At 67.8% G+C, this 26,503-nt stretch carries 24 protein-coding genes; 12 read left to right on the forward strand and 12 right to left on the reverse strand.

The window, feature by feature from the left end; genetic code table 11:
* Positions 1-48 precede the first annotated feature (48 nt).
* Complete coding sequence (locus ACWCPQ_RS22140; protein WP_449901790.1) at positions 49-1,029, forward strand: helix-turn-helix transcriptional regulator; 981 nt, start codon at positions 49-51, stop codon at positions 1,027-1,029.
* A gap of 102 nt (positions 1,030-1,131) precedes the next feature.
* On the opposite strand, the gene nrdF is transcribed toward ACWCPQ_RS22140, so the two are convergent.
* The 4 genes from nrdF to ACWCPQ_RS22160 all read right to left on the reverse strand — a co-directional run bounded on the left by nrdF (position 1,132) and on the right by ACWCPQ_RS22160 (position 4,813).
* Complete coding sequence (gene nrdF / locus ACWCPQ_RS22145) at positions 1,132-2,094, reverse strand: class 1b ribonucleoside-diphosphate reductase subunit beta (RefSeq protein ID WP_449901791.1); 963 nt, start codon at positions 2,092-2,094, stop codon at positions 1,132-1,134.
* Positions 2,095-2,264: 170 nt separating this feature from the next.
* The gene (locus tag ACWCPQ_RS22150; protein ID WP_449901795.1) at positions 2,265-2,486 is read right to left on the reverse strand and encodes a hypothetical protein; all 222 of its coding nucleotides are present in this window, start codon (positions 2,484-2,486) and stop codon (positions 2,265-2,267) included.
* A 135-nt stretch (positions 2,487-2,621) separates the two neighbouring features.
* The gene (locus ACWCPQ_RS22155; protein ID WP_449901901.1) at positions 2,622-3,497 is read right to left on the reverse strand and encodes a dioxygenase family protein; all 876 of its coding nucleotides are present in this window, start codon (positions 3,495-3,497) and stop codon (positions 2,622-2,624) included.
* 233 nt (positions 3,498-3,730) lie between these two features.
* Positions 3,731-4,813, reverse strand: a complete 1,083-nt coding sequence (locus tag ACWCPQ_RS22160) for an ABC transporter substrate-binding protein (RefSeq protein ID WP_449901796.1) — start codon at positions 4,811-4,813, stop codon at positions 3,731-3,733.
* Positions 4,814-5,138: 325 nt separating this feature from the next.
* Between ACWCPQ_RS22160 and ctaD the strand changes: the two genes are divergently transcribed.
* The 9 genes from ctaD (at position 5,139) to ACWCPQ_RS22205 (ending at position 16,086) form a co-directional block, all read left to right on the forward strand.
* On the forward strand, positions 5,139-6,878 hold the full coding sequence (gene ctaD, locus ACWCPQ_RS22165) for an aa3-type cytochrome oxidase subunit I (RefSeq protein WP_449901799.1): 1,740 nt from the start codon (positions 5,139-5,141) through the stop codon (positions 6,876-6,878).
* Between the two features lie 541 nt (positions 6,879-7,419).
* A complete protein-coding gene (serB, locus tag ACWCPQ_RS22170; RefSeq protein WP_449901801.1) occupies positions 7,420-8,637 on the forward strand; it encodes a phosphoserine phosphatase SerB in 1,218 nt (405 codons plus the stop codon).
* A 229-nt stretch (positions 8,638-8,866) separates the two neighbouring features.
* Positions 8,867-9,628 (forward strand): aminoacyl-tRNA hydrolase, encoded by a 762-nt coding sequence (locus tag ACWCPQ_RS22175; protein ID WP_449901904.1) that lies wholly within the window; start codon positions 8,867-8,869, stop codon positions 9,626-9,628.
* 98 nt (positions 9,629-9,726) lie between these two features.
* On the forward strand, positions 9,727-10,560 hold the full coding sequence (locus ACWCPQ_RS22180) for an ABC transporter ATP-binding protein (RefSeq protein ID WP_449901803.1): 834 nt from the start codon (positions 9,727-9,729) through the stop codon (positions 10,558-10,560).
* Positions 10,561-11,134: 574 nt separating this feature from the next.
* On the forward strand, positions 11,135-11,968 hold the full coding sequence (locus ACWCPQ_RS22185) for an NUDIX hydrolase (RefSeq protein ID WP_449901906.1): 834 nt from the start codon (positions 11,135-11,137) through the stop codon (positions 11,966-11,968).
* 11 nt (positions 11,969-11,979) lie between these two features.
* On the forward strand, positions 11,980-12,768 hold the full coding sequence (locus ACWCPQ_RS22190) for an enoyl-CoA hydratase-related protein (RefSeq protein ID WP_449901804.1): 789 nt from the start codon (positions 11,980-11,982) through the stop codon (positions 12,766-12,768).
* 141 nt (positions 12,769-12,909) lie between these two features.
* Complete coding sequence (locus ACWCPQ_RS22195) at positions 12,910-13,890, forward strand: class I SAM-dependent methyltransferase (protein WP_449901806.1); 981 nt, start codon at positions 12,910-12,912, stop codon at positions 13,888-13,890.
* Positions 13,890-15,335 (forward strand): THUMP-like domain-containing protein, encoded by a 1,446-nt coding sequence (locus ACWCPQ_RS22200; RefSeq protein WP_449901809.1) that lies wholly within the window; start codon positions 13,890-13,892, stop codon positions 15,333-15,335. The genes ACWCPQ_RS22195 and ACWCPQ_RS22200 overlap by 1 nt, the downstream gene beginning before the upstream one ends.
* A 145-nt stretch (positions 15,336-15,480) precedes the next feature.
* The gene (locus ACWCPQ_RS22205) at positions 15,481-16,086 is read left to right on the forward strand and encodes a GNAT family N-acetyltransferase (RefSeq protein ID WP_449901811.1); all 606 of its coding nucleotides are present in this window, start codon (positions 15,481-15,483) and stop codon (positions 16,084-16,086) included.
* 185 nt (positions 16,087-16,271) lie between these two features.
* On the opposite strand, the gene ACWCPQ_RS22210 is transcribed toward ACWCPQ_RS22205, so the two are convergent.
* The 4 genes from ACWCPQ_RS22210 to ACWCPQ_RS22225 form a co-directional block, all read right to left on the reverse strand.
* A complete protein-coding gene (locus ACWCPQ_RS22210; protein ID WP_449901813.1) occupies positions 16,272-17,957 on the reverse strand; it encodes a hypothetical protein in 1,686 nt (561 codons plus the stop codon).
* A 336-nt stretch (positions 17,958-18,293) separates the two neighbouring features.
* The gene (locus ACWCPQ_RS22215; protein WP_449901815.1) at positions 18,294-18,533 is read right to left on the reverse strand and encodes a hypothetical protein; all 240 of its coding nucleotides are present in this window, start codon (positions 18,531-18,533) and stop codon (positions 18,294-18,296) included.
* The gene (locus tag ACWCPQ_RS22220) at positions 18,512-19,531 is read right to left on the reverse strand and encodes a hypothetical protein (protein ID WP_449901818.1); all 1,020 of its coding nucleotides are present in this window, start codon (positions 19,529-19,531) and stop codon (positions 18,512-18,514) included. The genes ACWCPQ_RS22215 and ACWCPQ_RS22220 overlap by 22 nt, the downstream gene beginning before the upstream one ends.
* A gap of 149 nt (positions 19,532-19,680) precedes the next feature.
* Positions 19,681-19,899, reverse strand: a complete 219-nt coding sequence (locus ACWCPQ_RS22225; protein WP_449901820.1) for a hypothetical protein — start codon at positions 19,897-19,899, stop codon at positions 19,681-19,683.
* Positions 19,900-20,075: 176 nt separating this feature from the next.
* On the opposite strand from ACWCPQ_RS22225, the gene ACWCPQ_RS22230 reads away from it, so the two are divergent.
* Positions 20,076-20,624, forward strand: a complete 549-nt coding sequence (locus ACWCPQ_RS22230; RefSeq protein WP_449901822.1) for a DUF1697 domain-containing protein — start codon at positions 20,076-20,078, stop codon at positions 20,622-20,624.
* 9 nt (positions 20,625-20,633) lie between these two features.
* On the opposite strand, the gene ACWCPQ_RS22235 is transcribed toward ACWCPQ_RS22230, so the two are convergent.
* Positions 20,634-21,383 carry an acyltransferase gene (locus ACWCPQ_RS22235; RefSeq protein ID WP_449901824.1) on the reverse strand — a complete coding sequence of 250 codons (750 nt, stop codon included), beginning with the start codon at positions 21,381-21,383 and terminating at the stop codon, positions 20,634-20,636.
* A gap of 140 nt (positions 21,384-21,523) precedes the next feature.
* Between ACWCPQ_RS22235 and ACWCPQ_RS22240 the strand changes: the two genes are divergently transcribed.
* Positions 21,524-22,834, forward strand: coding sequence for an outer membrane protein assembly factor BamB family protein (locus tag ACWCPQ_RS22240; RefSeq protein WP_449901826.1), 1,311 nt, complete (start codon positions 21,524-21,526; stop codon positions 22,832-22,834).
* 10 nt (positions 22,835-22,844) lie between these two features.
* On the opposite strand, the gene ACWCPQ_RS22245 is transcribed toward ACWCPQ_RS22240, so the two are convergent.
* Genes ACWCPQ_RS22245 through ACWCPQ_RS22255 form a run of 3 tightly spaced genes read right to left on the reverse strand, consistent with a single transcriptional unit; the run spans position 22,845 to position 26,415 of the window.
* Entirely contained in the window at positions 22,845-24,098 is a 1,254-nt protein-coding gene (locus ACWCPQ_RS22245; protein WP_449901827.1) for a glycosyltransferase family 4 protein, read from the reverse strand.
* A complete protein-coding gene (locus ACWCPQ_RS22250; protein ID WP_449901829.1) occupies positions 24,095-25,633 on the reverse strand; it encodes a 1,4-alpha-glucan branching protein domain-containing protein in 1,539 nt (512 codons plus the stop codon). The genes ACWCPQ_RS22245 and ACWCPQ_RS22250 overlap by 4 nt, the downstream gene beginning before the upstream one ends.
* Positions 25,630-26,415, reverse strand: coding sequence for a class I SAM-dependent methyltransferase (locus tag ACWCPQ_RS22255; RefSeq protein WP_449901831.1), 786 nt, complete (start codon positions 26,413-26,415; stop codon positions 25,630-25,632). Before ACWCPQ_RS22255 ends, ACWCPQ_RS22250 begins: the two co-directional genes overlap by 4 nt.
* Positions 26,416-26,503: the final 88 nt, after the last annotated feature.

A 26,503-nucleotide genomic window follows, 5' to 3' on the forward strand; every position in this document is an offset into this window, starting at 1 on the left:
CCGGACAAGGTGACATCTGGTGTCACCTTTTCGTGCGAATCTGGAGAAATGCGCGCGGATCGGTTGCTCCTGATCGTTCAATTGCTGCGGCGGCAGCGGCGGATGAGTGCCGCCGAGTTGGCCCGCCGCCTGGAGGTCACCAAACGGACGGTGCTGCGCGATATGGAGGCGCTTTCCGCCGCCGGTATCCCGGTGTACGCCGAACGCGGCCGCGGCGGAGGATTCGCGCTCGTCCCCGGTTTCGAGCCGGATGCCGAACAACTCACCGCCGAGGAGGCTCGCGCGCTGTTCGTCGCCGGTGGCCCGGGCACCGCGGACGCGCTCGGACTGGGCGACCCGTTCCGCAGCGCGCTGCACAAACTGTCCACCGCGCTTCCCGACGAACAGCACCGGCTGGTCACCCACGTCCAGGATCGGATCGTCCTCGACGGCGGCGGATGGCATCGTGAACCGGCGGCGCTGGACGCCCTGGCCGATGTGCAGGCCGCGGTCCTGGACGACGAGCGGATCCGGATCCGGTACCAGTCGAAGCAGGCGCGAACACCGGGCGACCGGACGGTGGATCCGTGGGGATTGCTCCAGGTCGGGGGGACCTGGTACCTGGTGGCGGCCCACCGTGGTCGTCCGCGCAGCTACCGGGTCTCCCGGATCACCGGAGTGCGGCGGCTGGGTGAGCCGAGCCGCCGGCCGCCGGATCTGGACCTGCTACAGGTCTGGCGGCGGATGCGCGACGATTTCCGCGGGGCACCGGCTACCGAGATCGTGCTACGCGTGCACCGGTCACGATTTCCACTGGTGCTGCGGTCGCTGGCGGTGACCGCGCTCGGCGCCCCCGAACCCGTTGCCGGACAGACCGATGTGCACCGGCTGCGGGTGCGAAGTGTGGATGCGGCCGCGGCTATGCTGGTCGGCTTCGGTGCCGAGGTGGATGTGCTGGCCCCGGCGGAATTGCGCACCGGAATCATCGCGATCGCGGACGCGGCGGCGGTACACCATCGAACCGCGCCGTCCTGTCCAGAACGTCGATGACCACTGTCGAGTCGGTCGCACGATTCGGCCGTGGACCCGACGATTCGTTGTACGCCATCCGGGGTGTGCGGTGCGGCCGTCGCGTGCGCGTTCTCGGCCGGGTCAGAAGTCCCAGTCGTCGTCTTCGGTGTTGACCGCCTTGCCGATGACATAGCTGGAACCCGAACCGGAGAAGAAGTCGTGGTTCTCGTCGGCATTGGGGGACAGCGCCGAGAGGATGGCCGGGTTCACCTCGGTCTCGTCCTTGGGGAACAGACCCTCGTAACCGAGGTTCATCAGAGCCTTGTTGGCGTTGTAGCGGAGGAACTTCTTGACATCCTCGGTGAGGCCGACCTCGTCGTAGAGGTCCTGGGTGTAGTCGACCTCGTTGTCGTAGAGCTCGAAGAGCAACTCGAAGGTGTAGTTCTTCAGCTCGTCGCGTTCGGCCTGGGTGACCTGCTCGAGGCCGCGCTGGTACTTGTAGCCGATGTAGTAACCGTGTACCGCTTCGTCCCGGATGATCAGGCGGATCATATCGGCGGTATTGGTGAGCTTGGCCCGCGACGACCAGTGCATCGGCAGGTAGAAACCGGAGTAGAACAGGAAACTCTCCAGCAGCGTGGAGGCGACCTTGCGCTTGAGCGGATCCTCGCCCCGGTAGTACTCGAGGACGATCTCGGCCTTGCGCTGGAGGTTGCGGTTCTCCTCCGACCAGCGGAAGGCATCGTCGATCTCGCGGGTGGAGCACAGGGTGGAGAAGATGGAGCTGTAGCTCTTGGCGTGCACCGACTCCATGAACGCGATATTGGTCAGTACCGCTTCTTCGTGCGGGGTCAGCGCGTCGGGGATCAGGCTGACCGCGCCGACGGTGCCCTGGATGGTGTCCAGCAGGGTGAGACCGGTGAACACCCGCATGGTGAGCTGTTTCTCGTCGGGGGTGAGGGTGTTCCAGGAGGGGATGTCGTTGGACACCGGGACCTTCTCCGGCAGCCAGAAGTTACCGGTGAGCCGATCCCAGACCTCGGCGTCCTTCTCGTCGGGTACCCGATTCCAGTTGATGGCCGAAACCCGATCGATGAGCTTCATACTGCTTCCACACCCTTCCCGACGAATCCGACGACTGCCCTGCGCGTGCCGTAACACTACCCCTTGGGGGTTGAATCACCGAGCGACACCACAACTTGTGTTTCGCGCGTCGAATGCGCTAGGGGAGCGAGGGTTTTCGGCGCGTTTCGACGGCAGGCGCCGAGCGTACTTCAGTCGTCCGTCGGGGGTTTGCGGTGGCCATCGGGCCGGTCGTCGTCCGACGGGGCCATCGCGAGGCCGAACGCCAGACCGAAGCCGATACCGAGTCCGACCCCGAGCGCCAGATTGCTCAGCACGACCAGACCCAGCGGTATCCCGATCGCCAGTCCGATGACGATCCCGATGGCCAGCCGGGTCGCTAGTGAGCGATCCCCCTCAGCGTTGCCGCCCATACTTCGACGGTACGCGCGAAATGGCTTTTCACCTGCGGAAACAGGGTCTCGGAACGGTCCCCATCCGGTTGCGGACCGGTGTTCGCGCCGAATGGTGCCGGGGTTCCGATATGCCGTTCACCGGATCCCGCGCCGTCAGTTGGCCGAGGGCGGTCCCGACGGTGGCCGACCCCCGGGCGGCATACCGCCGCCGGGCGGGGCGCCGCCGCCCGGCCCCGCACCGTCCTGATTCCGGTTCGCGGACTTCTCGGCCACCCCGATGGTCAATGCGATCTCCATCCCGGTCTGCGGGTCGCCCGTCACGGTCGCGAGTTCGGCGTCCCATCCGTCGCCGAATACGTTATCGCTCGCCAAAGTGACCTCCGAGAGGTTGTTCAGGCTGCGGGAGTATCCGGAATCGGCGTTGTACACCTGTTCGCACACCTCCTGCGGCAGCGCGATCTGTGAGGTCAGCCGGGCGTTCTCCCCGGCCACCGCGGTCGCGAGATCGTCGTAGACCTCGAAATGGATATGCGGCCAGCGGCCGGAATAGCAGGCCGGGAAGATCGAGGTGAAACTCACCTGCCCGGACTCGTCGGCGACCTGCACACCGCGCAGATAATTCTGCTCGGTGACGCCCTCGCCGTACAGCGAGTACTCGCCGTCGCGGTCGCAATGCCACAGGTAGAGGGCCATCCCCGTACCCGGCGCGGCGTCGCGCGCAAGATCCTGCAGGGTGAGCCGGATGGTCACCGGAACACCTTCGGCGGTACCGGAGTACGGACCGAAGCTGCCGGTGATATCGGAACGGACGACACCGGATTCCACCAGGACGTTCGGTCCGTTCGATCCGTCACCGGGATAGGGCCCGGCGGTCTCCTGCGGGGCCGCGGCGACCGCGGTGGAGGTGGTGTCCGCGGACGAGGTCGCGGTGGCGTCGGTGCCGGAGGAGCAGGCCGCGGCCACCACCGACGCCGAACCCACCGCGCTCATGATCCACAACGCCCGCCGCCGGGACAGCATCACCGACATATCGTGGGCGAGCCCGAGATCGTGTTCGTGCCGCTCCTCCTGCGTCACTACCTGTCGTTTCCGCACGTTGCGCACCTCTTCTCGACCGATGGTGAGTCCGACAGTAGGAGCGCTGTCTGGCGGATCGCTGGAGCCGCGCTGTGAGTCCTCTGTGGGCTGCCCGGCGGTCGCTGCAGCGCAAGACACGCGTGCGGTGGATTCGCGGTGTGGGTGGATTCGCGATGGGGGGAGCGTCAGTCCATGACGTAGGCGTTGAGGGTGTCGCGGATATCGGTGAGAATCGCCCGCGCCGACGTGAGACCGGTGGTGTGCCAGAGCGCGTCGTCGACGACGAAACTGCGGTTGTCGCCCACCGCGCCGAGCTTCTCCCACGGATCCGAACGCATCACGGATTCGCCGTGCTCCTGCCCGTCCGGGCCCGCGAACAGTACATAGATCAGATCGCCTTCGGCGGCCACCGGATCGGATTCGTCGATCGGTGCGGAGGTGTCGCGCTGCAGCGTCGGACGCTGGGCCCCGGTATCGGCCAGGATCTGCGCAGCGAAGGTCTCACTGCCCGCGAACTCGGTGCCGCCCGGCGTGAAACGGACGATCGAGGCCTGGACGAACCCGGCATTGAGCGTGGCACCGGTATCGGTGGCCTCGGTGTGATAGGCATCCAGCGCTGCCGCGCCCGCGCCCGCGCGTCCCATCGCGCCCGCGAAGGCGGAGAACTGCTTCTCCCAGTCCGGTTCCGCGCCGATCAGCACCGTCGGGGCGATCGCGCTCAAGGCGGCGTAATCGCCGCGGCCCGCGGGGACCTCACCGATGATCAGGTCCGGGTCCAATTCGGCGATCGCCGCCGGATCGGGGTCGGTGACCGGACCGACCCCCGGGATCTCCCGCACTCCGTAACCCAGATAACCGGGCTGCGATACGGGACCCGCGACGGTCGTCGCGCCCACCACCCGCTCCCACAGGCCGACCGCGCAGGTCGCGTCGAGAGCCGACGTGCCCAGCACCACGATCCGTTGCGGATCGGCCGGTACCCGCGTCTCTCCCGAGGCGTGCCGGATCTCGCGGGTGGGGCCCTCCGCCGGATCCGGTGCGGTGGGCAGCGAACAGGCCTGGGTGGTGTCGCGTTCGATACCCACCACACCCGCACCGGCGATATTGGTGGTGGTGCGGATGATCGATGCCGAATCGTCGGGATGATTCGCGCACGCGGACACGGTCAACGCCGCGCAGGCGAGTACGGCCCCCAGGAGCCGGCCGGTCCGCACCGAGATCCGGGGGTCACGCGCGGCGGGGGTGGGGACAGCGGGGCTCACCGGCATGCCGGGAAGGGTACATGCCCACCGTGATTCGTGTTATTCGGCGCAGCCTTCTGTTCACCCGCTTCCACGGCCGGAACAGCAGGACAGACGTCGACGCTTCGGGTGCCCGGCAGGACTCGACTCGTAGGAGTCGAGACGGTTGCGCGTGCCGGGAAGGTGCCCGGAGCTCCTGAGTACGACACAGAGTAGGACCCGGGCGACCCGGGCTGGGCGGAAGGTTTACGATTCGAGAAGCGCAAGCTAACCGTTGGCCGCCCGTGCACCGGGCGGCGGGCAAAACAGTGGAGCCTGCGGAGCGACCCTAAAGGCACCTTCAGGAGGATCAGTGACTGCCGTAGAGCCCAAGCCAATCCCACAGGGGGTGGAAGCGACTCGGCCATTCCCGGCGAGAACGGGGCCGAAGGGGTCGTTCATCTACAAGATGGTGACCACCACGGACCCGAAGGTCCTGGGTGTCATGTACTTGACCACCTCGATGGCGTTCTTCCTCATCGGTGGCCTGATGGCCCTGATGATGCGCGGTGAACTCGCTCGCCCGGGCCTGCAGTTCCTCTCGCCCGAGCAGTTCAACCAGCTGTTCACCATGCACGGCACGATCATGCTGCTGTTCTACGCGACCGCGATCGTGTTCGGCTTCGCCAACATCATCCTGCCGCTGCAGATCGGCGCCCCCGACGTCGCCTTCCCGCGCCTCAACGCCTTCAGCTACTGGCTGTACGCGTTCGGCGCCACCATGGCGACCGCCGGTTTCATCACCCCGGGCGGTGCCGCGGACTTCGGCTGGACGGCCTACGTGCCGCTCACCGACATCCTGCACTCACCGGGTGTGGGCACCGACCTGTGGATCATGGGTCTGGCCGTCTCCGGTCTGGGCACCATCCTCGGTGGTGTGAACATGCTGACGACCGTGGTCTGCCTGCGCGCTCCGGGTATGACCATGTTCCGGATGCCGATCTTCACCTGGAACATCGCCGTCACCAGCGTGCTCGTCCTGCTGGCCTTCCCGCTGCTCACCGCCGCCCTGATGGGCCTGGCCTACGACCGGCACCTGGGCGGCCACATCTACGATCCGGGCACCGGTGGCATCCTGCTCTACCAGCACCTGTTCTGGTTCTTCGGACACCCCGAGGTCTACATCATCGCGCTGCCGTTCTTCGGCATCGTCTCCGAGATCTTCCCGGTCTTCAGCCGTAAACCGATCTTCGGCTACACGACTCTGGTCTATGCGACCCTGGGTATCGCGGCCCTGTCCATCGCGGTGTGGGCGCACCACATGTACGCCACCGGCGCGGTGCTGCTGCCGTACTTCTCGTTCATGACCTTCCTGATCGCGGTCCCGACCGGCGTGAAGTTCTTCAACTGGATCGGCACCATGTGGAAGGGGCAATTGACGTTCGAATCACCGATGTTGTTCTCGGTGGGCTTCCTCGTCACCTTCCTCTTCGGTGGACTGTCCGGTGTCATCCTGGCCAGCCCGCCGCTGGACTTCCACGTCACCGACTCCTACTTCGTGGTCGCGCACTTCCACTACGTGCTCTTCGGCACCATCGTGTTCGCCACCTACGCCGGAATCTACTTCTGGTTCCCGAAGATGACCGGGCGCATGCTGGACGAACGCCTCGCGAAATGGCACTTCTGGACCACGTTCCTCGGCTTCCACCTCACCTTCCTGGTGCAGCACTGGCTGGGCGCCGAAGGTATGCCCCGCCGCTACGCCGACTACCAGGCCGGTGACGGGTTCACCACGCTGAACACCGTCTCCACCATCGGTGCGTTCATCCTCGGCGCCTCGATGCTGCCGTTCCTGTGGAACGTCTTCAAGAGCTACCGCTACGGCGAGGTGGTCACGGTGGACGATCCGTGGGGCTACGGCAACTCGCTGGAATGGGCCACCAGCTGCCCGCCGCCGCGGCACAACTTCTACGAACTGCCGCGGATCCGCTCCGAACGTCCCGCCTTCGAACTGCACTATCCGCATATGGTCGAGCGGATGCGCAAGGAAGCGCACGTCGGATTCACCGGTGGTGCCAAGCATCATCACGAGGAGACCCTGGTCAAGTCCTAGCGGGACCTGCCTCGTCGCTGTGCACCCGTCGACCTCGGTCGGCGGGTGCACAGATGTTTCGGGGCCTGTTTTCGGGGGTTGCTTGTGAAGGTGCTGTGTTTTCGGCGCGCTGGCGCGCGCGGGTTCGAGACGGGCCTCAACCCTTCGAGGTGTCTCGTAGAACTCGACGCACTTGGTTACGTCGGTATTTGATGGTCTGGGGTTGCAGGTGGGGTGTTCGGGGCCGGGGGTTGTGCGGGCGGTGGTTCGCGGGCCGGGTGGTGTGCGTGCGGTGGTTCGCGGGCCGGGCGATGTGCAGGGGGTGGTCCGCGGGCTGGGTGGGTCGTGTACTTACATTGTTGTGGGCAGGATCCGCGGGTTCTGTAACTGTGCGCAGTGTGGCGCTCCTTCCTGATGGTCGGCATCAGTGGTCGGGGCCCGCCCCGGTTCTGGAGCGGCGGAGTGAAGGAGCGCAGCGACTGAGCGGCGGAGTGAAGAGCCGGGGCTAATCGGGCCCCGACCCCGCGGCGCCGAAGGCGCCGCCGAAATTACAGGAGTTTTCGTGGCCGAGACCACCGTGCTGGTCACCGTTACCGGGCCGGACCGTCCCGGTGTGACGTCGGTTCTGCTGACGGCCATGTCGCGGCACCAGGTGAGTCTGCTCGATATCGAGCAGGTGGTGATCCGCGGCCGGCTCACCCTGGGGGTGTTGATCAGCTGTCCGACCGATCCCGAGTCGCTGCAGGACGAGCTCGAGGAGGCGATGAACACCGTCGGCATGCAGGTGGACATCGATATCGATCCGGAGGTCGCGCGGGCTCCGGTGTCCACGCATGCCGTGGTGGTGCTCGGTTCCCCGGTGACGGCTCGGGCGTTCAGTGCCGTGTCCCGGGAACTGGCGGGGCTCGGAGCGAATATCGATACGATCCGGGGTATCGCCGACTACCCGGTGACAGGTATGGAATTGATGGTGTCGGCTCCCGACCACGGCGGGGATACCGATTCACGGTTGCGGACCGCGCTGGCCGATGTGGCGGTCGTCGAACGTGTCGATATCGCGGTCGAGCGGGCCGGACTGGCCCGCCGGGCCAAGCGACTGATCGTTTTCGATGTGGATTCCACCCTGATCCAGGGTGAGGTGATCGAGATGCTGGCCGCTCACGCCGGGGTCGAGGAACAGGTCCGGCAGGTCACCGAGGCAGCGATGCGCGGGGAGATCGATTTCGGGGAATCGCTGCGACAGCGGGTCGCGACCCTGGCCGGGCTGGACGAATCGGTGATCGCCGAAGTGGCGGCCACCATCGCGCTCACCCCCGGCGCCCGGACCACGATCCGTACGCTCAAACGGCTGGGCTTCCGGTGCGGTGTGGTGTCCGGTGGGTTCCGGCAGGTGATCGACCCGCTCGCGCGCGAACTGGATCTGGATTTCGTGCAGGCCAATGTGCTGGAAGTGGTCGACGGGAAACTCACCGGCCGGGTGGTCGGGCAGGTCGTGGACCGTGCCTACAAGGCGACGGCGCTGCGGGCGTTCGCGGCGGAGTCCGGGGTGCCGATGGAACAGACGGTCGCGGTGGGCGACGGTGCGAACGATATCGATATGTTGAACGCGGCCGGGCTGGGTGTGGCCTTCAATGCCAAACCGGCGCTGCGTGAGGTCGCCGATACCGCGCTCTCGCACCCCTACCTGGATGCCGTGCTGTTCATCCTGGGCGTGACCCGGGACGAGGTGGAGGCCGCCGATGCCGAAGACGGCCTGCTGCGCCGAGTTCCGCTCGGGTGAACCGAGTCGATTCCTGCCGCTGCCGGCGATCCGGGCGGGCCGCCCCGGACTCGGTACCGATGACGGGTTCGAGTGTGGCACCGCGGGGTTCGTGGTGCGGGTTCGTGGGTAGGCTGTCGTCCGGTGTTGTTCGGGTGCTGGGAGGGTTGGTGAAATGCCGGATAGCGGCGTGACGGACGTGGCTGCCAACGGTCACGACATTGATGCGGATCCGGACCTGGACGACGGGATGGATCCCGAGTTCTTCACGGAGCCGGGATTTTCCGAGCGCCACGCCGAACTCGCCGCGGGGTACGGGGGTCTGGGCGATCCCGAGGATCCCGCCGAGGTGCAGGCGATGCAGATGGTGCTGCATCTGCCCAAGACCGACCCACCCGCGCGCAGCGATGTGCTCGCGGCGGCGGCCGCCGCCGCGGTCGCGCTCTGCCTGGATCCGCGCGTCGGTTTCGACGGCGAATGGGAGCAGCGGTATCAGGTCTGGAAGCGGTCGCGGATCCGGAAGGTCGCCCGGCGGGCGCGCGGTGCGCAATGGGCGGCCGCGAACGAGGTCCCCGGCGTGACCGTCGAAAGCGGCGGCGCGCTGGTGCGAGCTCTGGTGCCGGGGCCCGTGGGGTCGGTCGATGCCCGGATCCGGCGGCTCCAGATCGGTGGCACCGACCTCGAATCCGACGATCCCGGACCGGTGCCGCTGGATGTCCCGGTGTTCTGGGTGAACGCCGAACTCGGTATGACCGTCGGTAAGGCCGCGGCGCAGGTCGGGCACGCCAGCATGCTGTTCGCCGGTGCGCTGCCGGTCGAACAGGCCCGCACCTGGGCGCAGCGTGGTTTCGCCTGCGCGGTGCGCGAGGCGGGGCCGGATCAGTGGCAGATGCTGCGTGCCGCCGTCACCCGTAGTGCGGCGACCGCGGTGCGTGACGCCGGTTTCACCGAGGTCGCACCCGGTTCCACCACCGTGATCGCCACCCGGCCCGCGCGGCCGGACCAGTGGTGACCGAATAGTCCGATCCGAGGTGGGAGACACGGCCGCGGTCCGGCACTCCGAAAGATCACGGGTGCCCGGTGCCGCGATCGTGTTCGCCTCGAGACAAGATGGAGCCCGTGGCGCACCCCGATCCAGATCTGCTCATCGACTTCACCAATGTTTCCATCCGCCGCAACGGGCACAACCTCGTGGGCCCGGTGACCTGGCAGGTCGAGCTCGACGAACGTTGGGTCGTGCTGGGCCCCAACGGTGCCGGGAAGACCTCGCTGTTGCAGATCGCGGCGGCCGAGACGCACCCGTCCTACGGCACCGCCTACGTCCTCGGTGAACGGCTCGGTAAAACGGCCGTCAGCGAACTGCGGCCCCGGATCGGGCTGTCCTCGGCGGCGCTGGCGGCGCGTATCCCGCCGGACGAGCGGGTCGCCGATCTGGTGGTCTCCGCCGGATACGCGGTACTCGGGCGCTGGCGGGAGAAGTACGACGATGTCGATACCGATCGTGCGATCGACATGTTGGAAAGCCTGGGCGCCGAACACCTTCTGGACCGCACCTACGGGACGCTGTCGGAGGGCGAACGCAAGCGGGTTCTGATCGCCCGCGCCCTCATGACCGATCCGGAACTGCTCCTGCTGGACGAACCGGCCGCCGGTGTGGATCTCGGTGGCCGCGAGGAACTGGTGGAGAGCCTCGGCGACCTGGCCGCCGACCCCGACGCCCCGGCCCTGGTGCTGGTCACCCATCATGTCGAGGAGATCCCGCCGGGATTCACCCACTGCATGCTGATCAGCGAGGGCGAGATCGTCAAACAGGGCCTGGTCGACGATGTGCTGACGGCCGAAAACCTGAGCGAGGCGTTCCGCCAGTCCATCGCCCTGGACCGGATCGACGGCCGGTATTTCGCGCGGCGGGCGCGGCGGCTGGGACGGCACCGCTCGCGGTAGCGCGTTCTGCTTCCCCTGGTTGCTCTGCGCGGCCCGGGCCTGCACACGGGAACTCCGGACGTGGCCCGACCGCGAGGACGTTTGCCGACCAGCGGCCGGATAGTTCCGGAACCGCCGCACCCGTCCGCGGACGGCACCGGCGTGAACCCGGCGTCATCTGCCGGACCGGAGCAGCTGTCTGCCGGCCCGGAAGCGCAGGCCCGCCCGAAAATCCACATCTCACAGAACACTCCGCCCCCACCCGAGACGTCGATTCCGGGACGGGCCACGCACAACCGAGACCTCGATCGCCCACGCACCCCCGGAGTCGAGTTTTACGAGACACCTCGAAGGGTTGAGGCCCGTCTCGCCCTTGACCGGAGGTGCTCAACGGTCACATTCCGCGGACGGCCGACCGCACGTCGCATGCGCGCAGCGCGAGTCTCCGAGGCCTGAACGGCGAGACCGAGGGGGCCTCAACCCCGCGCCGCCGGAGGCGGCGCCGACCAACACAGCTAGTGTGCGAAGGGTGAGTGAGACGACTGTGCCGGATTCGGTTGCCGAGGTGCCCGAAGCCAAGGATGCCTCGACCGTGATGTTGGTGCGGGACGGTGCCGAGGGCCCCGAGGTGTTCCTGCAGCGGCGGGCCGGGGCCATGGATTTCGCCGCCGGGATGACCGCGTTTCCGGGTGGGCGCGTGGATCCGGTCGATGCCGAGGTGGCGATCGACTGGGCCGGGCCTGCTCCGCAGTGGTGGGCGCAGCGGTTCGGGGTCTCCGAGGCGCGGGCCAAGGCGCTGGTGTGCGCGGCCGTGCGGGAGACCTTCGAGGAGTGCGGGGTGCTGCTGGCCGGTCCGACCGCCGATTCGGTGGTTGCCGATACCGCCGGATACCGGCGGGAACGGGAGCGCATCGAGGGGCGGGATCTGACGCTGGCGCAGTTCCTGTCCGAGCAGCGGCTGGTGTTGCGTGCCGATCTGCTGCGTCCCTGGTCGCGGTGGATCACTCCGATCGTGGAACGTCGCCGGTACGACACCAATTTCTTCGTCGCCGTACTGCCCGAAGGGCAGCTCGCTGATGGCGCCACGACCGAGACGGACAAGGTGCAGTGGTCCACGCCGGCCGCCGCGCTGACGACCTGGAAGGCCGGTGAGCATGTGCTCCTGCCGCCGACCTGGTCGCAGCTGACCTCGCTGGCCGGTTATCCGGATACCGCGCGGATTCTGGCGGCCGAACCGCGTATCGACCCGATCCAGCCGGTGTTCGGGGAGGTCGACGGTAAGAAACTGTTGCAGTTCCCGGACAACGGCCAGTACTTCGCGGATCTGCCGGATCCGTCCCGGCTGGTCGGGTCGAAGGGGATGCGCGATACCGATCCGTCGTTGCTGGGCGGTTCGGGGAATGCGGGCGGCGCCGCGGACGGCCGGTAGCGTAACCGGTCATGGCGGAATTCGTATCCCTGTCCCGGCTCGGATCCGACGACGACGGCGGGTCCGAGCGTGGTGTGGCGGTGCTGCGTATCGCCCGCCCGCCGATGAACCTGTTCGATACCCAGCTGATCCGTGAGATCGCCGAGACGGCCACCGCGTGCGGTGCCGATCCGCGGATCGCCGCGCTGGTGGTCTACGGGGACGAGCGGGTCTTCTGCGCGGGTGACGATCTGGCCGAGCTCGCCGAACTCCCGGCCCCGCAGGCCGCCGCCATGGCCGCCGACCTCCAGGCCGCGCTGGGCTGTCTGGCCGCTGTTCCGCAGCCCACGGTCGCCGCGATCAGCGGATACGCCCTGGGGGCCGGGCTGGAACTGGCACTGGGCGCGGACCGGCGGATCATCGGTGACAATGTGAAACTCGGTTTTCCGCAGATCGATGCGGGTCTGATCCCGCTGGCGGGGATCCGGCGGCTGTCGCTGTTGATCGGTCCCGGGGCGGCGAAGGATCTGGTGTACAGCGGACGTTTCGTGGAACCGGACGAGGCCGCGCGGCTGGGTCTGGTCGATCAGGTCGTCGCACCCGATGATGTGCTGGGGGCGGCGATCGGCTGGGCACGCCGCTTCGTCGACGGTCCGGCGCGGGCGCTGGCCGCGGCCAAGGCGGTGTTCGAGGCGGGACCGCACGGTCACGAACGTGCCCGCACCGAATGGGCTCGATTGTTCGATACGGAGGATCAGCGCATCGGAACCCGCTCCTACCTGCGTGACGGGCCGGGGTCCGCCGTTTTCACCGGGCACTGAACACGGTGCGGGTCGACCGGACCCGTCCAATGTTGCCGGGTGATTCCGCGGCGACGCACCGGCCGTATCACCGCTGCCGCTGCGGGCGGGTCCGGACTGCGGATGCGCTACGCGCGGTAGCACCTATTAGGCTCTCCGACCATGACGGTACGCCCCGACGACCCCGCACCTCATCCGCACGCCACCGCCGCGGAGGTCGAAGCAGCATTCGAGGACACCAAGCTCGCCCAGGTGCTCTATCACGACTGGGAAGCCGAGACCTACGACGACAAATGGTCGATTTCCTATGACGAACGCTGTATCGACTACGCGCGTGGCCGGTTCGACCTCGCTGTCGGCACCGATGCGGAGCTGCCGTACGAGCGGGCACTGGAGCTGGGCTGCGGTACCGGTTTCTTCCTGCTGAATCTCATGCAGTCCGGGATCGCGAAGAGCGGTTCGGTCACCGACCTCTCGCCCGGGATGGTGAAGGTCGCCCTGCGCAATGCGGAGAACCTGGGCCTGGACGTCGACGGCCGGGTCGCGGACGCCGAGACCATCCCCTACGACGACGACACCTTCGATCTGGTCGTCGGGCACGCGGTTCTGCACCACATCCCGGATGTGGAGCAGTCGCTCCGGGAATGCCTGCGGGTACTCAAGCCGGGTGGCCGTTTCGTCTTCGCCGGGGAACCCACCACCATCGGCAACCTGTATGCCCGCAACCTCGGCAACATCACCTGGAAGGCGACCACCGCCATCACCAAGCTCCCGTTCCTGCGGGACTGGCGCCGCCCCCAGGAAGAGCTCGACGAATCTTCGCGGGCCGCCGCGCTGGAGGCCGTGGTCGATCTGCACACCTTCGATCCGACTCAGCTCGAGGATATGGCCCGGTCCGCGGGTGCGGTGAATGTCGCGGCGCAGACCGAGGAATTCGCCGCCGCTCTGTGGGGCTGGCCCGTGCGGACCTTCGAGGCCGCGGTCCCCGACGAGAAGCTCACCTTCGGTTATCGCATGGCGATGTACCGTGCGTGGCTCGGGTTGAGCTGGGTGGACGAGAACGTGATGCGCCGGGTGGTGCCGCGGCAGTTCTTCTACAACGCGATGATCACCGGAGTGAAACCGGCCGCCGCCGGGAAATAGTGGGGTACGGCTTCAGCAGGGCCGATATCGGCTACCTGGGTTCGCCCGCCGGCGTGGCCGCGCTGGCCGAGGTCGCCGAGCTGGAACTCACCGCCGCATCGCAACTCCGTGATGTGGCGGTGGTGCGCCGGGCGCACGGTGAGCGCGCGCCCGCGCTCATCGAGACCGTGCGTCTACGGCGCCGGGCAGCGGCGAAACTGCTCGGCGCGCAGGGCTGGCTGCTCACCGATGACGCGGTCCAGCAGGCCACGCCGACGCTGGTCGCGCGTCATCGCGCCCAGCGGCTGGCGGGCCGCGATATCCACGACGTGACCTGTTCGATCGGTGCCGAGCTCGCCGAACTGGCCCGCGTATGTCCCCGAGTGGTCGGCAGCGATCTGGATCCGATCAGACTCGCCATGGCCCGGTACAACCTCGCCCATCCGATCCCGGAACCGTCCGCCGCCCTCCCGGCGCCACCGTCAGCGGGCACGGCCCCCCACGAGCCCACCCCGGGATCCGCGGCCCACCACGAAGTAAAGGCTCACCACGAAGGCGGGGCCCGCCCCGGTTCTGGAGCGACGGAGCGGGGGAGCGAAGCGGAGGAGCGCAGGAGTGAAGAACCGGGGTCACGAGGGCCCCGGCCCCGCGGCGCCGGAGGCGACGCCATGGATACAGAACCGGGGTCAATAGGGCCCCGCCCCCCGGCGCCGGAGGCGCCGCAGACAACACTGCTCGTGCGTGCGGACGCGCTGGTCCCGTGTACCTCCGGCACCGTCGTCGTCGCCGATCCCGGGCGCCGGGCCGACGGGAGACGCACGCACGATCCGGCGGCGTTGCAGCCGCCGCTACCGGATCTGCTCTCGGTGTACGCGGGTCGTGATCTGGTCGTGAAATGTGCTCCCGGACTGGATTTCGACCGGCTGGACTGGGACGGCGAGGTCGAGGTCGTGTCGCTGGACGGCGGCGTCCGGGAAGCCTGCCTGTGGTCGGCGGGACTGTGCGAGGCGGGTGTCGGCCGCCGGGCGACCGTCCTCACTTCGGCGGGCGCCGTGACCACGTTGACCGATGCCGATCCGGACGAGATCCCGGAGCGGGAGCCGGGGGAGTGGATCGTCGACCCCGACGGCGCCGTCGTGCGGGCCGGACTGGTCCGGCACTACGCGGCCCGCCACGGTCTGTGGCAGCTGGATCGGCGTATCGCCTACCTCACCGGTGACCGTCTGCCCGACGGGGTGCGGGGTTTCCGCATTCTCGACCGCTGTGTCCTGCGGGAGAAGACATTGCGGGCCGAACTGCGCCGCCGCGATTGCGGCCGGTTGGAGATCCTGGTCCGCGGGGTGGATATCGATCCCGATGTGCTGCGGCGACGGTTGAAGCTCACCGGAACCCGGCCCTATACGCTCGTCATCACCCGGATAGGCAGTGCGGCCACCGTGTTCCTGTGCGAGTCGTCGAGGCCCTGAACGAGGCGGATCCCGGCGCACCGCAGCCGAGTGGTGCGGTCTTCGGCCGTCGGTCGGGTGGACGGTTCGCTGCCGCCGGAAATCGACCGGCGCCGACCGTGCCCGTTCGACTACAGATGGTCGGCGAGAGTTGAGGAGGATTCCCGTGGGAAGCGAGCACTGGCGGCAACCGCCCACCCTGCGCGGCAGCCACGTGCTCCTGCGTCCACTGCAGTCCGGAGATACCGCGGAACTGGCCGAGGCACACGACGATCCGGATACGCTGCGCTACTTCCCCTACGGCATCGAATCGCGGCCGCCGTCGCCGGAGACCGTGGCACACGCCCTGTCCTCGGGCCGCCAGGTGCTGGTACCGGTGGATCTGCGCAGCGGCCGGATAGTCGGGACGACCTCGCTCTACAACATGGACGAACGGCATGCCCGGGTGACGATCGGCTTCACCTGGTATTCGCGCAGTGTGCGCGGGACCGTGTGCAATCCCGAGAGCAAACTGTTGCTGCTGGACCATATCTTCGGCACTCTCGGTGCGGTTCGGGCGGAATTCACCGTCGATGATCAGAATATGTTGTCCCGCAGCGCGGTCACCGCGCTCGGGGCGGTCGAGGAGGGTGTCCTGCGGCGGCATGCGCTCCGCCGTGACGGCACCCGCCGGGATACCGTGGTGTACGCGATCCTGGCCGACGAGTGGCCGGCGGCGCGAATCCGGTTGGTCGAACGCCTCGCTCGACGCGCGAGCGTCACCGAACCGTGAGGTCCGCGCCGACCGCGTAACCGCTGCCGCGCAACGGCTCGCCGCAGCGCGGACGCGTCTCGTCCGCGCCTGTACAGCGCGCTCTGTCGCAGACTCCGGAAGTTCGATGTAGCGAGGCAGTTCCGCGTCGAGGCCGCCGGGATCGGGCTTGTCGGTCGGCAGCGCGGGCGAGGTGCGAACCCTGCTCACGACTCATCGATGACTTCGACACGGTGATCGTCGAGGATGCGCCCGTTCTCGTCTTGGATGCGGACGGCTTCGATCCGGGATCTGACGGCCGGGTCCACGCCTTCCATGAAATGGATCTTCAGTTGCGGTGGTTTGCCGTCCACCCAGTACTCGCGGTTCATATGGGAGATGGCGAGCTGTTTGCGCGCCTGTGCCTCGAGTTCTTCTTCGCGTTTGTGCTGGATCGCCGGATCATTGTTCTTGACTTCGTGCCATACGCGGCCGCCGTCGGTGACGATATCGATCTCGCTGGCGATACGAGCACCGGTCGGAGTGCCGGCATCGACCACCGGTCCCAGCTCATGGATATCGTCGAGTTTCTCGGCCATCCGGATTTCGCCGACGCTTCCGCGGATCTTTCCTTCCTCCTGCCGCAGCACACCGTGGTCGATATCGCGCCGGATGATGGGCCGGTCCGCGACCATCCCGGTCTCGGCCGAATCGGCCAATCGGGTGACCCGAGCACGGATGGCGTCGAGTCGCTCCTGCCAGCGCTCAGCACCTTTCTCGGCCAGTTCGGGTGACCTTTCGAGCAGCCTGTCGAGGTCGCGCTGGGTGGTATCGAGGTTGTCACGCATGGCGGTGATCCGTTCACCGGCCGCGCGGAGATCCGATTCCGACGGGGGACGCCGGTAGATCTCGGCGAGCCGGTCGACGATGCCGACACCGTCGTGGTCGGCCGTTCTCGCCGTCTGGGTGAACCACTGGTGGGTTGTGTTCGCGGCGGCACCGTCGATGGTGCGTTGTGCCTTCGCTGACCCGGTGAGCGCTTCTGTTCCCTGCTGAGCGAGCGCGTCGGCGACGCGGGGTGGAAAACCCTCCCGGGTGAACTCGGCGCGTTGTTCGAGCAGTCGCTCGTGGTAGAAATCGGCCATCGGTTGCAGTCGATACCCATTGAGTTTCTCGCGCAGCAGTTTCATGGCGTCACTGATGGCCCTCGGATCAGCGCCGCTCGTCTCGATCCGGGTGACGATCTGATTCAACCTCTTGGGCAGCTGATTCGGTCTACGCCGAGCCGCGAGACGCCGGAGCGCTCTGTCGGCCGACTGCACGCCGACGACGCGTGGCGATATCGCGACCTCGCGCAAGGCGCGGGTGAGGTCGATTCTGTCCGCCCATTCGGTGGTGTGAGTTCCGGCGGCGCGGTCGATCATGTGCTGGGCACGCTCACTGCGCATGTACTCGTCCACCTGACTTCTGGCGGTGGTTTCGGCGGCATCCGCGGTCTCGCCGCGTCCGCGAAGATCACGGGACCTGTTCCGCAAGAAATTCTGCCGCTCGATCCGATGCTCTACCTCTAGTCGCCGCTGATACCTGTCCAGCAACGCCCGCTCGACCCGAGCCGCGGTCTCCGGGTCGACCCCGCTCGCATGGATCCTGGTCAGCAGCCCTGCCATATTGTCGGGAAGCCGGTCTTGATTGCCGTTTCGGCCATCGTGGGCCATCGGCCGACCCGATCGCGGTGTGCCGGTTTCGACCCGGTCGCGGCCCCGGTGATCGGCGCCGGTGATCCTTCGTGCCTCACGCACCTCTTCCGCCAGATCACCGAGAGTGTGCCGCAGATGGGGGCCGGCCCGGTGCGTGAGCACCCTGACCATGGCGTCGCGCATGCTCTGGAGCAGCTCACGTCCCAATTGACTCATCGGATCCGCCGGCCGCCGGCCCCGTCCTGCCGGTCACCACCGCGCGTGTTCGCCGTATCGCGGCCGGGTGCCTCCGGCTCCAGCATCGGACCTCCTCGGGGCGCGCCGGGGGCCTGCAGCAGATGCCGCAACACCCGTTCCCGCAGTGGCGCAGCAGATCCCGGGATCGGCTCCGCCTGTCTCCGGCCCGCCGCGGGCGGTTCCCGAGTCGCTACCGCATTGCAGTATCGACAATGCCGGGCCGGGCCGCCACTTGCGGCACTCGGTCGACCGATGGCCGAAGTACCCCGGCAGCACGAGCGCGGGACCGGGTTCTCGGACCCACGGGTCGAAAGGTTACGGAAGTTCGATGTAGCGGGGCGGCTTCCCGTCCAGAGCTTCCAGGATCGGAATGGGCTTATCGGTCGGCAGCCCGTTCTCGTCGAAGGAGAGCACCCCGCCGGCCCCGCGGACCGCGGTAGCGCCGTGCAGGCTTTTCATCGCCAGCAGTACCTGCTCGGAGCGTACGATGGCCCCGGCACTTCCGGCTGCCTGCCGAATCGCCTGGACTGCCGTCACCACCGCGTCGTGTTCCATGACAGCGGCGAAATCCTCCATGGTGTCGTCGGAGAGCGCGCGATAGCAGACAGGCCCGGTGCAGTCGGGTGAGAACTGTTCGACGGAGAACCGGTTGAACCGTTCCGGGTGATCCGGCAGTGCGGCGATGACATCGGCGGTCCCGGCGGCGTTCCCGCCGGTGAGCGACCGGACGACGGATCGGGTTCGGTACCGTTGCGCCGGCGCGCCTCGCGTAGCGTCTGCAGGAACAGCCGTCCCGCGGGTGTGTGCGCGTTGTCCAGCAGCAGTACGGAACTGAGTGTTCGCCGCGCACCGCGTACGCCGGCGTAGGCCTGGCGCAGATCGTGCAGGAAGGCCATCCCGAAGATCGCGTCGGCCTCGGCGCGGGACTCGTCGTCGCCGTGCGCCCATTTGGCGAGATCGATGAGCATGTCCTCGCGCCGGATCTGATCGCCGGTCAGCCGCGGGCCCTGGCTGATCCGCCGCCTGATATCGAGCCGGTTCAGGCTCTGCAGCAGGGTTTCCACCGTCATGGCCACCCACGGGGACAAACCTTCGGGAACCTGTCCGGCGGCTTCGAGGATATCGGCGACGCCCTGACTGCGCGCCTCCAGCGGCTGGGCGCTGGAGACGACCTGGCGCAGATTCCGCAGCGCCGTCCGGCGATTGTCCTCGTGCATGTGCAGCGTGCTACCGACCGCGACCAGACACAGCCACAGTTGGGGAAAGGCGATCCGGCCGAACTGGCGCCGATACCGGCCCAGCTCGAACGCGATTTCGCCGAACACTTCCCGCGGCGCGCGCTCGCCCTGGCGCAGATCGACCTCGGCGAGCGGCAGTTTCGCGCAACGCTGTGCGAGCTCTTGCAGCAGAACGGTTTTCCCGCTGCCGGGCGGCCCCACCGCCACCACGACCGGCAACGATCGGCTCCGGCCCTCGGGCCGCTGGACCAACTGCTCGATCAACACCCCGGTGATCGATTCCAGCCCATGTAATTTCGGGCCTTCGACAGGCATCGCCCCTCCCGGATCGGTATCGATATCCGGCATATCGATTTCCGGCACCTCGTGGACGCCCCGGCCACCCCGGCCTGAGCTGGGCGAACCGGTCGAAGATATCGATCGGTACAGCCATCCCGGACGGGACACCGGCCCGGGGAGGATCGTCAGCGCTCCGATATCGAACCCGACAACGACGACAGCCAGCAGAGCGGACTCGGGGGGTACTGCATGGTGCACACGAGGCCGACCGGACCGGTTGCCTGCTGTTCGACGGCCGGCTGGGGCCGTGGTTCGAGCGGGAGGGCCGACGAGGTGGCCGCGGTGGCGGCGGGGACGGTCAGCAGGGCCGCGACGAGCAGACCTGCTCGGAGAACATGACGCATGATCACTACCTTCCGATCGGCCGGTGCCGATCGGAAGCCACGTTAGCGACCTTCGCGTGCGCGGCACAGCCCCGATCTACCCTGCCCATGGTTCTCCGGGTGGCTCGCCCGGGGCACCCCCTGGCAGTGGGAGCGGCCCGGCCGCCGGTGTCGGAACGCCGGGGTACGGTCGCTCCATGACCATGTACGCCGCGCTGCTGCGGGGGATCATGCCCAGCAATCCGAATATGAGCAACGAGAAACTGCGCGGCGTGTTCACCGGGCTCGGATTCGACTCGGTGGCCTCGGTGCTGTCCAGCGGCAATATCGTCTTCGCCGCCGCGGATACCGGCAACGCCGAACTCGAGGATCGTATCCAGGAGGCGCTGAACGCCGAACTCGGTATACCGGGCGGCACGATCATCCGTAGCGAATCCGAGCTGCGGGAACTGCTCGATCGCGACCCCTTCGCCGGTTACACCCACGGCCGCGACACCTACCTCACCGCGACTTTCTTCAAGCGAACCGGCGAGGCCCCGCCCGTCGCGCCGGCCGACGATGACCCGCTCACCACGGTCATCGGTTACGACGACCCGGCCCGGGTCTTCCTCGCGGTCATCGACAACAGCACGCCGAAGACCCCGAATTTCATGGCCTGGCTCGAGCGTGCCTACGGCAAGGACATCACGACCCGCACCTGGCTCACGGTGCAGCGAGTCGTGAAGAAGATCGACGCGGTGAAGTAGGCGGCGCGCTCAGGCCTCCTGGGCGACGCCGTTCTTCTTCCGCGCGATATCGGCCAGCGCCGCCTCGCGGGCCGCGCGCTCGGCGGCCCCGGCCTCCCAGGTCGATTTCCGGTTCTTCACCACCCGGGCCGGTGCGCCGACAGCGATGCTGTAATCCGGGATGTCGCCCTTGACCACCGCGTGCGCGCCGAGTACGCAACCACGACCGACCCGGGTCTCGCGCAGAACCGTGACCTTGGCCGCGATCCAGGTGTCCGGACCGATGCGGACCGGGCTCTTCACGATGCCCTGATCCTTGATGGGCAGGGTGATGTCGTCCATCCGGTGGTCGAAGTCGGTGATGTAGCACCAGTCGGCGACCAGGGTGGATTCACCGATCTCGATATCGAGGTAGGTGTTGACCACATTGTCCTTGCCGAACACCACCTTGTCACCGATCCGCAGCGAGCCCTCGTGGCAGCGGATGGCGTTCCCGTCCCCGATGTGGACCCAGCGCCCGATCTCGAGCCGGCCCAGTTCGGGGGTCGCGTGGATCTCCACATTCCGGCCCAGGAAGACCATGCCGCGCAGGATCACGTGCGGATTGGCGAGCCGGAATTTGAGCAGCCGGTAGTAGCGGACCAGGTACCAGGGGGTGTAGGCACGATTGGCCAGCACCCAGCGCAGCGAATCGAGGGTGAGGAATCGGGCCTGCCGCCGGTCGCGCCGCCGGGAGCCCTGCCAACGTGAGCGCAACGGTGCGCCCCACATGCTCGTCACGAACGTGTCTCCTCGTATCCTGTGCTGCCCAGTACTGCCGAACAGCCTACTTTCGTGCTCGGGGACCCCGGCCTATACCCTTCCGTTAATCTCACACACACGTGGGTCCGGGGAGACAGGACGACAGAGGAGACCAGCAGGTGCGTATCGGCGGCGGCGTACGGACCGTGTCCTGGCTTGCGGCGGCGGTGGCCGCGATGGGGGTGCTCACCGCGTGCGGGACCGATGTCGACGACATCACGGTCGGCCGGGGACTGGGCTGGCCGGCTCCCGGCCACGAGAGTCGCAACAGTGGCACCACCCCGGTGACCGGGTCGCGGGCGCTGAGTCTGCAGTGGTCACGGCCGGTGGGCGGGCCGATCGTGCAGCCACCGACGGTGGGCTCGGAGGGGCAGATCTTCGTCACCAGCCGCACGGACGCGGAATGCGATATCTTCGCCTACCAGATGCGCACCGGACGGAAGCGCTTCTGTAATCCGCTGGGCCCCAACGCCATCTACTCGCCCACGCTGCTCGACGGCGCGAACAATGTGTACGTCGGTCTCGACAGCGGAATCGAATCGGACAATTTTCTCGGGCAGCCGCGGTGGCGTACGCCGGTGGCGGGCGTCCCGGTCGGTATGCAGTTCACCGGGGACGGTCATCTGCTGGTGATCACCCAGTCCGGCCAGGTCGATGTGCTGGAACGGCAGACCGGCAGGCGAATGGTCCCCACCCAGCAGTTGCTGCCGCAGCCCGATTTCCTGCAGTCACCGAACCTGGACTGGCCACCGGCCGGCGCCGGTCTCGACGACTGCCGTACCGGCGGCCCGGACTGCGCGGTCGCGACCGTGGCGGCGATGGATATCGACAGCGGCCGGATCTATGCGACGGTCCGCAAACCGGGCGAGACCAAGGCGGCCCTGGTGGCGTTGCGGTACGCGGACGGCAAGGTCGAGCAGGAGTGGAGCCGGGAGATCCTCTCCGACGGCAGTGCCACCGATCCGGCGCTGTCCGCCGACGGTTCGACGCTCTACGTCGGCGACAACAGCAAACGCCTGATCGCGGTCAACACGGCCGACGGCACGCCGAAGTGGGAGGCACAGTTGGACTGGGAGCCGCGCCGCGGTATCTCGGTCTCCGCGGACGGCCTGATCATCCCGGCGGGTGACGACGGCTACCTGGTCGCCCTGCAGGACACCGGAACCAGCTTCGAAAGGGTCTGGGAGCGTAAGGATCTCGCGCTGCGCGGACTTCCGGTGCAGACAGCGGGCGGGACGGGTTACGTCACCGCCGCCATCGGTACGGGACTGAACCTGGTCACCTTCGATACACAGACCGGGGCCACTCTCGACTCCGATGTACTGCCCGGCGCGCAGGGCACGACCACCGGTACCGCGGTCGGGGCCGAGGGCGAGGTCGTGGTCGCCACCCGGATCGGCGAGATCTTCGCCTTCGCCGAGAACGACTGACGGCAGTGGACTACTTCGGGTCCCGCTCCGGCAGCGGGCGTTCTACGATCACCGGACGGCCCAGCGGGTTACGGACCCGCCGTTTCGCATCCGAGTAGATCCCCGCGGTTTCGGCCGCCACCACGTCCCAGGCGAAATCGGCGGTCAGGCGTTCCCGCGCGGCGAACGCCCGGTCCTGGGCCGCGGCGGGATCGTCGAGCACCGAGATCACCGCGTCCACCAGTCCGTGCACATCGGCGGGCTCGAACGAGGCCCCGGTGACGCCGTCGATCACGGCTTCGCCCAGGCCGCCGGCTGTCGACGTGACCAGTGGTGTTCCGGCCGCGGCAGCCTCGAGTGCGACGATCCCGAACGGTTCGTAGCGGCTCGGCAGTACGATCGCGTCGGCGCCGTGCAGCCAGCCGAGCAGTTCGGCATGGTCGAGTTGCCCCGCGAAATGCACCGCCCGTGCCACCCGGTGCGTCCGGGTACGTTCACGCAGCCATTCGAACTGGGTCCCGACCCCGGCCACGGTGAGCACGGTGCCGGGATGGGCCCGGCGGATACGGGGCAGCGCCGCGATCGCGTCCTGTACGCCCTTCTCGTATTCCAGCCGTCCGACGTAGAGCAGGCGCGGCGGGCCGCTGCGCGGCGAGCGGGTGCGGAATGTCCACGCCCCCACATCTATTCCGTTCCGGATCACGTGTACGGGGACCCGGTCGGGCCGGTACAGCCGCTCGACCTCGTCCTTCATCGAAGTGGAACAGGTGATCAGCGCATCCGATTCGTTGGCCAGCCACCATTCCACCGAATGCACCTGCCGGTTGACCCGGCCCGCGACCCAGCCGCTGTGCCGGCCGGCCTCGGTGGCGTGAATCGTCGACACCAGGGGTACGTCGTAGTACTCGGCCAGCGCGATCGCGGGGTGGGCGACCAGCCAGTCGTGCGCGTGCACCACATCGGGGGTCCAGCCCTCTCCGATACCCGGTTTGTCCAGGGCGATTCCGGCGCGCACCATCGCATGCCCCATGGCCAGGGTCCAAGCGAGCATATCCTCGCCGAAATCGAAGATCGGTGGATCCTCGGCGACCGCCACCACCAGGACCCCCTCGGCCACGAACGAATGGGTGGGATGGGTGGCCGGACTGGTTCCGGTGGGCCGCCGGGCCAGTACCACCACCTCGTGACCGGCCGCGGCCAGTGATGTCGCCAGGTGGTGGACATGCCTGCCCAGCCCGCCTACGACCACCGGTGGGTACTCCCACGACACCATCAAGATTTTCATCGCGGTCCTTCTGCAGGGGTGGCGCGTAGCCTACGCGCGTCCAGGGCCGGGAACACTCCGTCGGCCACCGCCCATCCTGCCGCCAGATCGCGTGCTCTGCCGAGTTGGCCCGCTTCGACGGCACCGGCGATCTCGCGGACCGCGTGCGCGTGCTGATGGGCGCGGTCGCGGGCGTAACCGGCCGCGGAGTCCTTGCTGACCATGAACGCCCAGTCGCTCGACACCGCCAGGATCGCTTCACGCAGCAGTTGGTCGGCCACCGGATCGCGGCCGGTCGGTGCGCCGGCGCGCATCTTGGCGGTGGTGTCCAGCGCCAGCCGGACGATCTCGGAATTCAGGTCCACCAGATCGCTGACCTGGTCACCGGCCCAGACCCGCCAATCCTTACCCGAACCCCACGACGAATCGGCGAGCGGCACGGGCGCGCCGACGAAACCGCGGTCGCGTGCGTCGGCGAGAGTGCCCACGGTGATCCCGGCTTCCGGCAGCGCCCGTAGCACCTGCGCCAGCCACTGCGGTCCCTCGTGCCACCAGTGTCCGTACAGTTCGGTGTCGAACGCGGCGACCACGAGCGCCGGGCGCCCGATCCGCTCGGATTCGCCGATCAGCCGTTCCCGCACCGTCTGCACGAAATCGTCGACGTCGCGGCCGATCTGCGCCGCGGCGAGACCGGGATCGTAGGGGGCTTTGTCCGGCCCGGCCACGGTCTTACCGGTGACCCGGGCGGGTTTGAGGCCGGTAGCGTGGTCGTAGTGGTGGAAGTCCCGGTACGCGGCGTTGCCCGGGTAGCCCGATTTCGGTGACCACACCCGGTAGCTGACCGTGAGATCACGGCCGAACGCCAGTACCGGCGAATCGTGCACCGGGCGGCCGAGAGTCGTATCGCCCCGTAGCGCGGGTCCGTCGACCATGAAATGCGTCACACCGGCGTCCGCGTAACCCTGTTCCATTCCGGGCGTGAACCCGCATTCCGGGGCCCAGATCCCGCCCGGGGTGTGCCCCCAGCGCAGGCGGGCGTCGGTGAGCCCCTCACGGAGCTGGAACTCGCGCAGCCGGTCGTCGAGCAGCGGCTGGAACGGATGGGCCAGCGGGCCGCCGAGTAGTTCGATGACATCGCCGTCGAGTAGTTGCCGCCACACCGGTGCGGCACCGTGCCGCCAGTTCTGCTCGAATTCGGCCAGCGCGGCGGCCGCCAGCCGGTGTTCGTGCGCGCCGAGCGCGCGGTTTCCGGATTTGGCCGCCTCATCGGCCCGCAACTGCCAGTTGCCCAGCCAGTGGTGCATTCCCGCGAGGCAATGCGGATCGTCGAGCTGGGCAGCCAGGACAGGGGTGATCCCGAGCGTCAGCAGATGGGAACGCCCCTCGGCTGCCAGGGTGCGCAGTACTTCGACGACCGGTAGATACGACGCGGCCCACGACTGGTAGAGCCATTCCTCGCCGACCGGCCACCGGCCGTGATGGGCGAGCCAGGGCAGGTGGGAGTGCAGTACGAGTGTGAACTGCCCGGGTACCTCGTGAGTCTGCTTGCCGCTCAAGGTTTCACCGCGAGTGCCACGAGATCGAGACTGGCGTCGATGGCTTCGGGAGCGAGCGCGAAATCGTCGACGGTCACGGCGGCGACATCGGCGGTGAGTTCGGCGGGCCAGGGCTCACCGGCCAGCGCGCGTTCGATCTGGGCGTCGATGAACGAGCCGCCGTGCTTGCTGTCGAGGGCGCGCAGTGTCGGTCCGTGATGCACGCCCGTCATGAGATCGACCCGGAACCCGGCCTCTTCGAGGAGTTCGGTGAGTTCGGCCGCGTCGAGTTCGCGGGTGTGGAACGGGTTGAGCGGAGTATCGCGGCCGGGGGAGAAGGTGATCCGGTTCGGGGTGCTGACGAGCAGTTCCCCGCCGGGGCGCAGTACGCGCAGGCATTCGCGCAGAAACTCTGCCTGATCCCAAAGGTGTTCGATCACTTGGAAATTGACCACGGTGTCCACCGCGGCCTCCGGGAGGGGCAGTGCGGCGAGATTGCCGCGGATCATATGGACCGCCGGATATCGGGTACGCACGTGGACCGCGGCACCACGGTCGTAGTCCAGGCCGACGACCGCCTTCGCGACTCCGGCGATCATATTCGCGCCGTACCCCTCGCCCGACCCGGCTTCGAGGACGACCTTTTCCGCGCAGCGCGACAGCAGCCGGTCGTAGACGATCTCGTGCCGGCGGAACCAGTAGTTCTCCTCCGCGATACCCGGCACCGTCCGCTCACCGGTCAACGGCAGCGGCTCCAGTGCGTCCTCGGTGGCCGGTGCGGCGGGAATCACAGCCTCGCTCATTGCGACGAGGTTACTGGTACGGCCCGGTACGGGAGACGCCCGGTGGGCTCTCGGAGGGCCTTGCGAGTTAAGTTACCCACGAGTAACT

The organism is Nocardia sp. NPDC001965 (assembly GCF_053594175.1).